General features: G+C 63.9%; 13 protein-coding genes and 1 tRNA gene. 5 read left to right on the forward strand and 9 right to left on the reverse strand.

The genetic code is table 11. The features are described 5' to 3' along the window. Positions 1-146 precede the first annotated feature (146 nt). Both K369_RS12495 and K369_RS12500 read right to left on the reverse strand, forming a co-directional pair. Positions 147-224: transfer RNA gene (locus K369_RS12495), tRNA-Pro, on the reverse strand. A 67-nt stretch (positions 225-291) separates the two neighbouring features. After that, complete coding sequence (locus tag K369_RS12500) at positions 292-891, reverse strand: MerR family transcriptional regulator (protein WP_036295070.1); 600 nt, start codon at positions 889-891, stop codon at positions 292-294. 179 nt (positions 892-1,070) lie between these two features. On the opposite strand from K369_RS12500, the gene K369_RS12505 reads away from it, so the two are divergent. Beyond that, a complete protein-coding gene (locus tag K369_RS12505) occupies positions 1,071-2,171 on the forward strand; it encodes a COX15/CtaA family protein (protein ID WP_036291599.1) in 1,101 nt (366 codons plus the stop codon). 228 nt (positions 2,172-2,399) lie between these two features. Beyond that, a complete protein-coding gene (locus tag K369_RS26490; protein WP_156967875.1) occupies positions 2,400-3,272 on the forward strand; it encodes a hypothetical protein in 873 nt (290 codons plus the stop codon). Positions 3,273-3,522: 250 nt separating this feature from the next. On the opposite strand, the gene argC is transcribed toward K369_RS26490, so the two are convergent. The 4 genes from argC to K369_RS12525 all read right to left on the reverse strand — a co-directional run bounded on the left by argC (position 3,523) and on the right by K369_RS12525 (position 6,861). Further along, a complete protein-coding gene (gene argC, locus K369_RS12510; RefSeq protein WP_036291601.1) occupies positions 3,523-4,431 on the reverse strand; it encodes an N-acetyl-gamma-glutamyl-phosphate reductase in 909 nt (302 codons plus the stop codon). An 85-nt stretch (positions 4,432-4,516) separates the two neighbouring features. Continuing rightward, entirely contained in the window at positions 4,517-4,999 is a 483-nt protein-coding gene (gene rpsI / locus K369_RS12515; RefSeq protein WP_018266207.1) for a 30S ribosomal protein S9, read from the reverse strand. 2 nt (positions 5,000-5,001) lie between these two features. Further along, entirely contained in the window at positions 5,002-5,490 is a 489-nt protein-coding gene (rplM, locus tag K369_RS12520) for a 50S ribosomal protein L13 (protein WP_018266208.1), read from the reverse strand. A 159-nt stretch (positions 5,491-5,649) separates the two neighbouring features. Beyond that, positions 5,650-6,861: a cupin domain-containing protein gene (locus tag K369_RS12525; RefSeq protein WP_036291604.1), complete on the reverse strand. Its 1,212-nt coding sequence runs from the start codon at positions 6,859-6,861 to the stop codon at positions 5,650-5,652. A 214-nt stretch (positions 6,862-7,075) separates the two neighbouring features. Here K369_RS12525 and K369_RS12530 point away from each other — a divergent pair, with 214 nt between their 5' ends. Beyond that, positions 7,076-7,687, forward strand: a complete 612-nt coding sequence (locus K369_RS12530) for a transglutaminase-like cysteine peptidase (protein ID WP_036295071.1) — start codon at positions 7,076-7,078, stop codon at positions 7,685-7,687. Positions 7,688-7,732: 45 nt separating this feature from the next. Here the strand turns inward: K369_RS12530 and K369_RS12535 are convergent, their stop codons facing one another. Both K369_RS12535 and K369_RS12540 read right to left on the reverse strand, forming a co-directional pair. Then, positions 7,733-8,908, reverse strand: a complete 1,176-nt coding sequence (locus tag K369_RS12535; protein WP_036289774.1) for an IS4 family transposase — start codon at positions 8,906-8,908, stop codon at positions 7,733-7,735. 136 nt (positions 8,909-9,044) lie between these two features. Beyond that, the gene (locus K369_RS12540) at positions 9,045-9,629 is read right to left on the reverse strand and encodes a Uma2 family endonuclease (RefSeq protein ID WP_084570807.1); all 585 of its coding nucleotides are present in this window, start codon (positions 9,627-9,629) and stop codon (positions 9,045-9,047) included. A 72-nt stretch (positions 9,630-9,701) separates the two neighbouring features. On the opposite strand from K369_RS12540, the gene ruvB reads away from it, so the two are divergent. Beyond that, positions 9,702-10,745, forward strand: coding sequence for a Holliday junction branch migration DNA helicase RuvB (gene ruvB, locus K369_RS12545; protein WP_026191424.1), 1,044 nt, complete (start codon positions 9,702-9,704; stop codon positions 10,743-10,745). A gap of 25 nt (positions 10,746-10,770) precedes the next feature. Here ruvB and K369_RS12550 read toward each other — a convergent pair whose 3' ends face one another. Next, positions 10,771-11,448 (reverse strand): hypothetical protein, encoded by a 678-nt coding sequence (locus K369_RS12550; RefSeq protein ID WP_245278184.1) that lies wholly within the window; start codon positions 11,446-11,448, stop codon positions 10,771-10,773. Between the two features lie 231 nt (positions 11,449-11,679). Here K369_RS12550 and K369_RS12555 point away from each other — a divergent pair, with 231 nt between their 5' ends. Next, the gene (locus tag K369_RS12555; RefSeq protein ID WP_036291609.1) at positions 11,680-12,636 is read left to right on the forward strand and encodes a trypsin-like serine protease; all 957 of its coding nucleotides are present in this window, start codon (positions 11,680-11,682) and stop codon (positions 12,634-12,636) included. The last annotated feature ends 85 nt before the right edge of the window (positions 12,637-12,721 follow it).

The raw sequence follows: 12,721 nt of genomic DNA on the forward strand, positions 1-12,721 counted from the left end.
GACGGGAACAAGAGCAGAATCCCTGCGGGACTTTCTGCGGGACTTTTTGCGCCGTTGCGGGATTTTCGGGCGGTTCCGTTCCACTTTCGTGCGAAACGCCCGGCCTCTTCATTGGCCAGAAAAACGCTATATTACAAGCGTTTAATTGGTCGGAGTGGCGGGATTCGAACCCACGACCCCTTGTCCCCCAGACAAGTGCGCTAACCGGGCTGCGCTACACTCCGATGGCCGCCCTTATAGAGGCCGGCGAAGCCGCTGGCAACGCATGACAGCGCAGAAGAAGCGAGGAATTCACCGCCGCGTCAGCTCCAGCATGCGGCGGCATTCGGCGAGATCGGCCAGCGCCTGCCGCAGCAGCCGCTCATCCTGCGGGCGCAGGCCGGCGGCGGGCGCCTCGGAAAGGCGCACGGCGGGCAGCGTCAGCATGGGCGGCGGCTCGCGCGCGGCGAGCGCGACGAGAGAGGTGGACGCCCTCGGCGCGTCCTCCTCGTGGATTTCCGGCGCGTGAAACGAGCGTGACGGCTCCGGCCGCGCCGGCGATTCGCCATAGGAGAAGAGCGGAGCCTCGGCGGCCTGGGGCTCGGGCTCGTCGAAATCGGCGCGCTCCGGCCCGCCGCCGCCGCGGGCGCTCTCGATCACCGCGCGCACGCCCTGCTCGCGCAACAGGCGCTGCACGCCTTTGATCGTATAGCCGCGGCCATAGAGCAGATGGCGAATCGCCGCGACCAGCTCCACGTCGCGCGGCCTATAGTAGCGCCGTCCGCCGGCGCGCTTGACGGGCTCGATCTCGGAAAAGCGCGTCTCCCAAAAGCGCAGCACATGCGGCGGAAGGTCGAGGCTCTCCGCGACCTCGCCGATCGTGCGGAAGGCGCCGTCGGTCTTGGCGGTCAAAATCTGCGCTCCGCTCCCTGCCCACGCGACGATTCGCGCGCTTCTATTTTCCTCCCGGACGTGGCGTTTTTCAGCCGGAAAATTCTCGCCCGCGGCGTTTCGGTCCCGCGGCCCCGTGGACAAGGGCGCGCGGCTCCCCTTAATTGGCGCGCGAGAGCCTCTCACATCGAGCCGCCCCCATGACCGACTGGATCCAGTTTCCCGCTCCCACGCCCGCCATCGTCGCGCCGCCGAGCGAGGAGAGCGCGACCGACGTTCGCCTGTGGCTGCTCGTCATAGCGGCGCTGGTCTTCGCCATGGTGGTGGTGGGCGGCGCGACGCGGCTCACCGAATCGGGCCTCTCCATCACCGAATGGAAGCCGATAACAGGCGTTCTTCCACCACTCTCGGAGGCGCAATGGTCAGCCGCCTTCGAGGATTACAAGAAGATTCCGCAGTATCGCGAGATGTTCCCGAACATGGACCTCGCGCAGTTCAAGACGATTTTCGCCTGGGAGTGGAGCCATCGTCTGCTCGGCCGTATCATCGGCTTCGCTTTCGCCGTTCCGCTCGCCTGGTTCTGGCTGCGCGGACGGCTGCCGAAAAGCGTGAAGCCGAAGCTCATCGGAATATTGGCGCTAGGCGCACTGCAGGGCGGCGTCGGCTGGTGGATGGTGTCATCGGGACTCGTCAATCGCGTCGAGGTGGCGCAGGAGCGGCTCGCCATTCATCTGCTGCTCGCGGCCTTCATCTTCGCCGCATGTCTGTGGGTCGCGGGCGGGCTCGGCTATGGGACGCGCATCATCGTCGCGAGCGGGCGCCGGCGGCTCTCCTTTTTCGCGAATCTTCTGCTCTTTCTCGTGCTCGCGCAGATCGGCGCCGGCGCGCTGGTCGCTGGGCTGCGCGCCGGCTACGCCTACAACACTTGGCCGCTGATGGACGACAGCTTCATTCCGCCTTCGGAGGATTTGCTGCGTCTTTCGCCTTGGTGGAGCAATCTCGTCGACAATGTCGCGCTGGTGCAATTCGATCATCGCATGATCGCTTATGTATTGCTCGCACTGTCGCTGTTTCATCTCATCGACGCGGCCGGCACGGCGGGCGGACGCGCCGCGCGCGGCGCCGGCCTGCTGTTCGGCCATGTGAGCGCGCAAGTCGTGCTCGGCATAACGACGCTTCTGCTCGTCGTGCCGCTCTGGGCCGGGCTCGCGCATCAGGCGCTGGCGATGGGCGTGCTGGCTGTGGCGACGCTGCATGCGCGTCGCCTGCATAACGCCGAGGCCGTGACGGACGAAGACTGACGTGAACGCCCCCAATAATCGTTGCAGTCAGTGCTCGCCGTCGACAATCCATTCGACACCTTCCGCCGCAGCGCTTCATAGCAGACGGAGTCGACCTTTCAGAGCATGACCCGGGCCCACGGCCGCAATGGGTAGCCAAGCCTGCGCATTTGATGGACAAAGGCGGCAGAGTTTGCTGTAAAATCGAGCGACTCGTTCTAACACTGCTATTGTTGCCGGGGCTTCCTGATGAAGGACATCGACTACGTGAGCGTCTTTAAGGATTTCCTTATTGCCGCGTCCACCGCAATTTTCGTCGGTACGATCAACATCCTAATGCCATATTTTACTTTCTCTGGCGGTGTTGATTATTCAGTTTCTGAAGACGCGAATAATTATTATATTAGTGTTGTAATAAATAATAATAGCCCCGACCAGGTAAATATCGAGATTGGAATGAACATTGGTATCGATGGCGTGGTATCAAATACCGGCATATCTGGGATAGAAATTTTAAATCCAACAGGCCGAGCGGGTAGTATATTGGTAATAGGTAAAGTTCCACCGACATCTGAATATGTTGCTATTGTGAAAGGAACAAAGGGGGCTGTTTCTCCGTCTCCGATTTTGGTTAGTGCTCCGAGGGGGATGGCGTTGAGGCGGGCGGACCCAACAAGAGGGAATATAAATGTTTATCAGATCGCCGCAAACTCAGCTGTATATACGATCATATACTTTGTATTCCTTGTAGCTATAAACTACTATTCAAGAAAAAATAGACGCGCGCTAAGTGGTGAAATTGAGGATTCAAAAAATACTGCTGCACGCCTCGGTGACGAGTTGAAAAATATTACGATTAGGCTTCAAAGGATGAAGCTATTATTTAGTTCACAGGCACGTCACTTAAGGTCAGAGAATGAGTTCTGGAGACATATTTTCGAGAGAATTATTGTTACTGATGGGGTATCAAAAGGAAAAGCAATGGCGTTACTGAGTATTATTTCGCAAAAATTTGGTTACAAGCGAAGCAGTAATGTTGCTGATGACGTCGATTTAGAATTTATTATCGATGTAATGTTGGATGAAGAGAAGAGAAAACGGTTCGAGGAACTAGGTAGGTAGGGCGCTACTTTTTTAGCTTAGGCTTTACCTTAAGCATAAGGAAGTTAGCGCGCCTTCCGAGGACGCCGCCGACCGATAACGGCCTCCGCAATGCGGTGAGGCGTTTCACTATGTTGACGACATGCTTCGTTAGCTGGTCGATCTGTTCCTGGATCTGGCTTCCGGTCCAATCTCATCCGCAGAATACGTTTGCCATGCTTTCAAAACCGCTCCCATCATTCCGCGCCGCCGAGTGAAGTCGGCTCGCGCGCTAGGCGAGCATCAGCGACAGATTCTGCACGGCGGCGCCCGACGCCCCTTTGCCGAGATTGTCGAGCCGCGCGACGAGCAGCGCGTGGCGGCTCTCCTCGCGGGCGAAGACGAAGATTTCGAGATCATTGGTGCCGTTCAAGGCGAGCGGATCGAGACGGCCGGACTTCGGCGCCGGCATGACGCGCACATAAGTCGCGCCAGCATAGTGACGCGCCAGCGCCGCCTCGAGATCGACGGCGCGAGGCCGCGTGGAGAGCGCGTCGAGCCGGAGCGGAATCGAGACCAGCATTCCCTGTCGGAAATTGCCGACGGACGGCACGAACAGCGGCGGCGCGGCGAGCCGCGAATAGGCCGCGGTCTCCGGCAAATGCTTATGCTCGAGCGAGAGGCCGTAGAGCTCGAAGGCCGGCGCCTCGCCTTTCTCGTAAGCCTCGATCATCTGCTTGCCGCCGCCGGAATAGCCGGAGACGGCGTTGATCGTCAGCGCATCCTGCGCGGCGATCAGCCCCGCATCGACGAGCGGACGCAGCAGCGCGATCGCGCCGGTGGCGTAGCAGCCGGGATTGGCGACGCGCCGCGCCTTGCGGATCGCCTCCGTCTGGCCGGGCGCGAGCTCGGGAAAACCATAGGTCCAGCCGGGCGCGACGCGATGCGCTGTCGAGGCGTCGAGAATGCGCGGTCCGGCCTCGCCCAATTCATCGGCGAGCGCGACCGTCTCCTTGGCCGCAGTGTCCGGCAGGCAGAGAATGGCGACATCGACGCGCGCGAGAATGTCGCGCTTGGCGGAGATCTCCTTGCGCAGCTCCGGCGCGATGGAGACGAGCTCCAGATTCGGCGCGCCCGCGAGCTTCTCGCGGATCTCGAGCCCCGTGGTGCCGCTGTCGCCATCGATGAAGATTTTCGCCATTGGTGCTGGTTCCGATTCCCGTGAGACAAATAAAAAGGGCGGCTCGCGCCGCCCTTTGTCGCCCGTATCGCCGATCGAGAGATAATCAGCGCTTCGAGAACTGGAAGCTGCGGCGGGCTTTGCGCTTGCCGTATTTCTTACGCTCGACCACGCGCGAGTCGCGGGTCAAGAAGCCCTCGCGCTTCAGCGCGCTGCGGAGCTCGGGCTCATAATGGGTGAGCGCCTTTGCAAGACCATGACGCACGGCGCCGGCCTGGCCGGAGAGGCCGCCGCCAGCAACCGTGACGACCAGATCATATTGATCGACGCGATTGGCGACGCCGAGCGGTTGCTGCAGGATCATGCGCAGCACCGGACGCGCGAAATAAACGGCGACGTCGCGGCCGTTGACGGTGATCTTGCCCGTGCCGGGCTTGATCCACACGCGGGCGACGGCGTTCTTGCGCTTGCCGGTGGCGTAGGCGCGGCCGTATTTGTCGAGCTTCTGCTCATATTTCGGCGCCTCGGACGCTGCCGCGACCGTCGCCTGATTGAGCTCGGAGAGAGAGGAAAGCGTGGTCTCGGCCATGGTCAGGCGCTCTTAGCGTTCTTGCCGTTGCGGGCATTCTTGGGATTGAGGGCGGCGACGTCCAGCGGCTCGGGAGTCTGAGCGACATGCGGATGGTCCGGCCCCTTGTAGACGCGCAGATTGCCGAGCTGCTTGCGGCCGAGCGGGCCGCGCGGCAGCATGCGCTGCACCGCCTTCTCGACCACGCGCTCCGGGAAGCGCCCCTCGAGGATGAACTTGGCCGAGCGCTCCTTGATGCCGCCCGGGAAGCCCGTGTGATGATGGTAGACCTTCTGGTCGCGCTTGCGGCCGGTGAGGATCACCTTGTCGGCGTTCACGACGATGATGTTGTCGCCGTCGTCGACATGGGGGGTGAAGGTCGCCTTGTGCTTGCCGCGCAGACGCAGCGCGATGAGGCTGGCGAGGCGGCCGACGACGAGGCCCTTGGCGTCGATCAGCACCCATTTCTTCTGCACTTCGGCGGGCTTCGCCGAATAGGTCTTGCCAAACATGGGAGAGCTATTTCCGTTCTTTTCGGGTCTGCGCCCGTGGGATCGCTGGGTGATAAGCGACCGCGCCGCCCCTGTCAAACGGAATCGGGCGCCCGTGAGCGCCCGAAAAGCCCGCATTTCCCGGCAATAGACCGCATAGGTATTATCATACCTGCGATCTCACGGCATGACGATGGGCTTGCCGCGCGGGAATTTGGCGATGGTCGCCTCGTCTATGTTCAAATGCTGGGCGACCATGGCCGGCGGCGTATGGGTGAGCCAGTCGGTGAGCGAGACGTCGCGGAAATGCGCGGCGCGGAAAACCTCGAGAAATTGCAGCTCCGTATCGCCGACATTCTGCACGTAATGTCCATGGGCGCGCTTCACATAGCCTATGTCGCCGGCGTGGAAATCCTGCGTCACCGCCTTGGGTCCGGCGTCGAACAGCGTCATGCGGCCATGGCCTTTGATCCAATATTGCCATTCGTCGCCATTGGGATGCCAATGCATCTCGCGCAGCGCGCCCGGCGCGAGCGTGACCAGCGCCGCGGCTATGGTGGAGGAAACCTTGAAATTGTCGCTGTCCGCGACGCGCACCTCGCCGCCCTTGGTCTTTTTGGCGGCGGCGCTGCCCTTCAGCGAGAAAGTGTAAGGATAGGGCGGCGCCCCCTCCCCTTGCGCCGATGCGGCCTGATCCGCGGCCAAGGGACCAGGAATCTCGCCTTGGAAAATATAGAGCTGATTGAGCGGGATATTGGCGAAGGTCTCGGCCGGCAGGCCGAAATTGGCGGCGAGAATCTCGGGCGGCGTATGGGCGATCCAGTCGGTCACGAGCAGAGTGTTGTATTCGGTCGCCTTGCCGTCGTCGAAACAGAGCAGGAACTCGCAGCCGTCCGGCCCTAGCCCCTGCAATGAATGCGGCTGGCCGGCGGGGAAATACCAAATGTCCCCCTCCTTCACATCGGAGACATAGGCGCGGCCCTGATCGTCGAGCACGGTGATGCGGCAGGAGCCATAGGAGACATAGCCCCATTCGGCGGCGAGGTGCCAATGCATCTCCCTTATTCCACCCGCCGTCAGCCGCATATCGACGCCGGAAATCTCCTCGGCGATGGCGAAATCATATTGCGTGACCTGCCGCGCCCAGCCGCCGTTCTGCACGCGCTTGGGCGCATTGTTGAACGACGCCCAGAACATGGGCATGTCGCTGACGTCGGTGGGCGGCGGAAACTGAGCCGAAGGAAACTGCCCGCCGATCGCCTCGCTGCGCGGGCCGGGGTCGGTGAGGCTGGCTTTATTTCGCGCATTGATCGCGCCCTGCGGCGGAAGATCTGGATTGCCGAAAGAGGGGGTCGGACGCGCGGCGGTCTCGCGCTTCTTTGCAGTGGCCATTTGCTTCTTTCTCCAGCGGAAAGGGGAAGGCGACCGCTTCTGTCAGATTGCGCCGCCAGCGCGAGGGTCAACCGCAGGGAAAAACGCGGGATCGCTAAAATCCGAGCGTTCGAATTGGCGAGCGGGCAAAAGGCGCGCGCGCATTCTCGGCCCCGATGGCGAGGGACGCCGCGGCGGCGGGCTGCGGCGCTCCACGCCGGCTTCGGGGGTTCGCGTGGCCTATTTTCTCATTCGCGTCTTGAGTCCGCTCGCTCTGGCGCTCATCGTCTGCAGCGCCTCGGCCGCACGCGCGGAGGTCCCGCGCGCGAGCTTCGTCGTCACCGGCGAGCCGACCTCCATCCCCTATGGCTGGATGGATTTTTGCGGCCGCCAGCCGCAGGAATGCCGACAGACGGTCCTGCCCGCCGCCGATCTCGACCTCTCGCGCGAAACCTGGGCGCGGCTGAACGAGATCAATCGCGCCGTGAACGCCGCGATACAGCCTCTCTCCAATCTCGAGCATTGGGGCACGATGGCCGATCATTGGGATTATCCCACCGACGGCAAGGGCGACTGCAAGATCTACGCGCTGCAGAAGCGCCGGCTGCTGATGGAAATGGGCTTTCCGCGCCAGGCGCTGCTGATGACCATCGTGCGCGACAAGAACGACCAGGGCCATGCGATTCTGACGGCGCGCACCAATCGCGGCGACTTCGTGCTGGACAATCTCGCCGACGAGGTGAAGCCGTGGGACGCGACCGGCTATCGCTTCGTGAAACGCCAGTCGCAGCAAGACCCGAATGTGTGGGTGACGATCGAGACCCGCCGGCGCATCGGCGCGCGATAACGCCCCCTCTCCTTCTCCCGCAGGCGCACGGCTGTCCGGGGAAACTCAGGCATAGATCATCTCGATCTGGCAGTCGGACTTCCACCGGCTCGGCACGCGATATTTGGGCGGCGGCTCGTCGATCGATGCGACGGGCCGGCGCGCGAACAGGAAGCGGCCAGCCAGCTCGGCGAAGCGCAGCGGCGGCAGAGTGACGCCGTGGCTGTGCGCGGCGATGCGCAGCAGCAGGAAGGCGATCATCGCCGCCAGCAGCTGAAGCTTGATGGCGTTCTCGTTCTTGCCCAAGAACTTGCGGATCGAGAGATGCTGCTTCAGCCAGCGGAACAGCAGCTCGATCGCCCAGCGCGCCTTGTAGAGCGCGGCGATCTCCACCGCATCGCGGGTCATGTCGTTGGTGATCACCTCGATGATCGGCGATTTCGTCCGGCTCGCCGCGTCGCGCTCGATGCGGATGCGGCGCAGGCGCATCCGCAGCTTGGAATCGCCCTTGCTGGCCAGCGCGACCTCGCTGTCCGCGAGCACGGTGAAGCCGTCGCCGCGGGTCTTATCGAGCGGCCGTTCGGCGACGACCTTCAAGCGCGTGTTGGTCTTTGGCCGCGTGACGAAGAGCGCCCCGGCGTCGTGAATGCCCTTCCACCATTTGAAATCATAATAGCCCTTGTCGAAGACATAGGTGGCGCCCGCCTCGATCGGCGTCTTCTTGCCGATGGTGACATCATTGACATTGGCGAGCGTCACCTCGACGCGATAGGGACGGTCGGCCCCGCGATCATAGGCGACATGCATTTTGAGCCCGTGGATGCGGCCGTTGGAGCGGGCGAACGCATGGAACTTGCTCAAAGGGATGGGGGTCGAGTCGATGAGGCGGAGCATCTCGGCTCCCTCGCGCCGCGTCTTGCGGTCGAGCGTCGCGGCGAGCAGAGCGAAGAGATCGGCGAAGACGGCGACGGGCCGGCGGGCGCTGGCTTCGGCGAGCGTCGAGCGCGCGAAACGCCCGACGCCCAGGTGATAATGCCCATTGGCCTCGGCGTTGAAGGCGGCGACGAGGGCGCGCAGGCTGACGACCGCGCCCAGCTGCGCGAAGATCAGCGCCACCAGATGGCTCCAGCTCCTGAAGGATTTGTCGTAGGCGTCGCCGCCGTGACGATCCACGATCTTCTGGAAGCTGCGACGATCGATCGGTTTGAGAAGCTCGACGAAGACGCTATTCTCGAGGCGCATGTCCGGCTCTTTCTTTCTGAGTCTCGACAACCAGAAAGTACCCCGAAACTCTCGGGAAAGCCGGGCATGCGCCCGCGACCTATCGACTCATTCCCCGGACAGCCGTGCCGCAGGCGGGAGAAGGATCGCGCCCTACCTAAATAGAAATCACATCCCGATAAATTTCCGCGAGCGGAACGCTCACGCCGATCGCCGGCAGATCGAGCTCCGCCTCCAGGCCATCGAGGATGCGCACGCCGGCCCAGACCGCGCCTGCCCGATCGAAGGTCTCTATATGCGCGCGGTCGCGCTCGACCAGCACGTAATGACGCAGGCTCGGCAGCTTCTGATAGACGGCCCATTTCTCGAAACGGTCGCGCGCCTTGCTGCCCTCGGACATGACCTCGACGAGGACGGTCGGATCGTTCAGCGACGTCGCGCCGGGCTCGAGCGGTCGGCAGTGCACGATCACATCCGGCAGCGTGGATGAATCCATAGGGGCGTCTCTCAGCCGGAAGCTCTCGGTCAATGTCCGGCACGACGAGCCATTCGCCCTCAGCCTCTCACGAATGCCGGAGGAAAGGTTCTGGATGATGTAATTATGCTCCCAGCGCGCTCCGACCATCATGCGCACGACGCGGCCGCCGATCAGCTCCCACTTTTCATTCGCGGGCTTGTCGGCGAGAAGCTCCTCGAAGTCATCGAGGGACATATGCTCATATTGCGACGAGGGGCGGCTCACGGGCTTTTCTCCGGGCGCATAGTCTAGCATAACGCGGCAGCCCGCGCATCGACGCAATCGGAGCCCGATTCTTTGACCACCCCTCCCCGCCGGCTGGTGACGCCCGAAAAGCGCGAGGACGATCCAGACGCCTCGCTGCGTCCGCTCTCGCTCGGCGATTTCACCGGCCAGGAGGCGGCGCGCAAGAATCTCAAGATCTTCATCGAGGCGGCCAAGACGCGCGGCGAGGCGCTCGACCATGTGCTGCTGGTCGGCCCGCCCGGCCTCGGCAAGACGACCATGGCGCAGATCGTCGCCCGCGAGCTGGGCGTCAATTTCCGCTCCACCTCCGGCCCGGTCATCGCCAAGGCCGGCGATCTCGCGGCGCAGCTCACCAATCTCGAGCCGCGCGACGTTCTCTTCATCGACGAGATTCATCGGCTCAATCCGGCGGTGGAGGAAATTCTCTATCCGGCCATGGAGGATTTTCAGCTCGATCTCATCATCGGCGAAGGCCCGGCGGCGCGCTCGGTGAAGATCGATCTCGCCAAATTCACCCTCGTCGGCGCGACGACGCGCGCCGGCCTGCTGACGACGCCGCTGCGCGATCGTTTCGGCATTCCGATCCGGCTCAATTTCTACACGGCGGAAGAATTGGAGCTGATCGTGCGGCGCGGCGCGCGCGTGCTCGGCGTCGCCATGAGCGAGGATGGCGCGCGCGAGATCGCGCGGCGCTCGCGCGGCACGCCACGCATCGCAGGCCGCCTGCTGCGCCGCGTGCGCGATTTCGCCATTGTCGAGAATGCGGGACAGGTGACGCGCGAGCTGGCCGATCGCTCGCTGGCTCTGCTCGAGGTCGACAGCATCGGGCTCGATGTGATGGACCGCCGCTATCTCGAAATGGTGGCCGTCAATTTCGGCGGCGGCCCGGTGGGGATAGAGACGATCGCCGCCGCCCTCTCCGAACCGCGCGACGCGATCGAGGACATCATCGAGCCCTTCCTGCTGCAGCAGGGTTTTCTGCAACGCACGCCGCGCGGACGGCTGCTGACGCCGCACGCCTTCCGGCATCTCGGCCTCGCCGAGCCGTCGCGCCCGCCGGCGCAATTCGGAATGTTCGACGAAGAGGAGGAGTGAGGCGGGCGCTCCCCGAAGCTCTCATTCACTCCCGCACGGCCGCCGCGTCGAAATCCAGCAGCTCGTTCGTATAGGTCTCGCGCACTTCCGAGATCGGCGTCCCATCGCCGCCATGCACGATGGCGCGATGCTCGAACAACGCGCGAGGCGGATCGAGGTCCACCTTCTTCGGCCGCGCACGCATGATCGCCTCGCGCGTCTCGCTCTCCCAACCCACAGGCAGCGGCGACCAGCGCATCTCCGCCGAGAATGTGCGGCGGAAAGGCCGCAGCGGCGCGATCACCTTGCCGAAGGGCGCGTCGCTCGCCTCCAACGCGCGGTTCATCTCCGGCGTGAGGCGCGAAGGCACATACCAATTATCGGCTTCCGAAAGCGTATGCGCGCCGCAGCGCAGCGCCACGCGGCGATATTTCACCGGCTCCTGCGCGCCGACGGCCAATCGCTCGCGCTGCTCCGCGCTCGGCGCGGCGGCGGCGCCCGGCGCGACTTGGGCGACGATCTTCGGCTCCGCGGCCATGTGATGGTCGGCGCACCATTTCTCCAGCACCAATGTCGCGCTGCGCCCGGCGAGCAGCTCCGCGTTCAGCGTCTCGATCAGCGCCAGCGCCTCGAGACGGCCGACGAAATCATCCGGCCAGGGCGCGCGCGCCGAGGCCGGCGCCGCCGACAGAAAAGCGAGCCCCGCGAAAGCCGCTCGTCTCATCCTCGCTCGCATCACAGCGCTCCTCCGCCTCGTCTCGATGTGAATAGCGCAAGCGCCCGCCCCTGTCGCGCGCCGCAGACGGCGGCGATTTCGCGGCGGCCGCGCCCGCGCGTGGCGACTCTGTGACGCTTCGAAGGTATTCCGGCGAAGTCCGTGTTTTTGCTTACTGCCAAGCTTGTGAACCGCAATTGCCTCGCATAGTCCTAATCGCGAACGAGACAAGAGGACGCGATGAAGAACGTCGAATATCGTCTTTTCGCGGCCGCCCTTTGCTTGGCGGCTGCGCCATTTGCCACCTCCACCGCGGAAGCCGGCGTCACCCAGCAGGTGAAATTCTCGGCGGCCGCGCGGCTGGAGCCGACGAAAGTGCTGGTGCTCGGCTCCGAGCGTCGCGCCAACGCCGAGCAATACGCCGCGCGTCAAAAGCTCGACGCCGGCGCGCTGAAGCAGTCGCACGCCGCCTCCGGGCTCATCCAATGCGGACGCGCGCATGGCGCCGGGCAGCTGACGCTCTCCAACAATGTCATCACCACTGCGGCGCATGTCTTCTTCGACGAGCGCGGCGCCAAGCGCGCGCGCGTCTGCCAATTCGTCACCGAGGTCGACGGCAAGAAGCGTCGCATCGCCGTGGATATGTCGTCGATCGTCGCCGGCTCGGCCAAGCCCTACGCCGTCAAGGCGATCAACGACTGGGCGGTGGCGCGGCTCGCGCAGCCGCTCGACGATGTGAAGCCCTATGAGCTCGCCGACCAGCTCGCCGTCGAGCAGACGGTGGAGTTCGTCTCGCGCGGCCATTCCGATTGGCGCGACGCCGAGACAATGTCCTTCGAGGCCTGCCGCCTGCGCGCGCAGACCAATCAGCTGAAGGGCGGCGCGCGCGAGTTCGCCTTCGATTGCGGCACGGGCGACGGCGCCTCCGGCGGCGCGGTTCTCGCGGGCGAGCAGCGCGCCAAGCTCGGCGCCATTCTCGTGGGCTGGCGCAGCAATGATCCCTCGCGCATCGGGCCTTATTCGACGTCGAATTACAATTTCGTCGTCTCGGTCGAAGGCGCCTTCCGCGAGGCGGTGCTCGCCGCCGCGGGCAATGGGACGCTCCCGGCCACCGCGAGTGCGACGCCCGCCGGCGAGAAGGCCGAGGGCGACAAGGCCGCGGACAGCGAGCAGCGCCGCTCCGCCGGCCGCGACTGACGAGAAATGGATTTGCGAGCCTGAAGGCTCGCGGTCCAGGGCGCGGATCGGACCGCGAGCCTTCAGGCTCGCATCCCGCGCCACG

It is taken from the genome of Methylosinus sp. PW1, from assembly GCF_000745215.1.
Lineage (GTDB): Bacteria > Pseudomonadota > Alphaproteobacteria > Rhizobiales > Beijerinckiaceae > Methylosinus.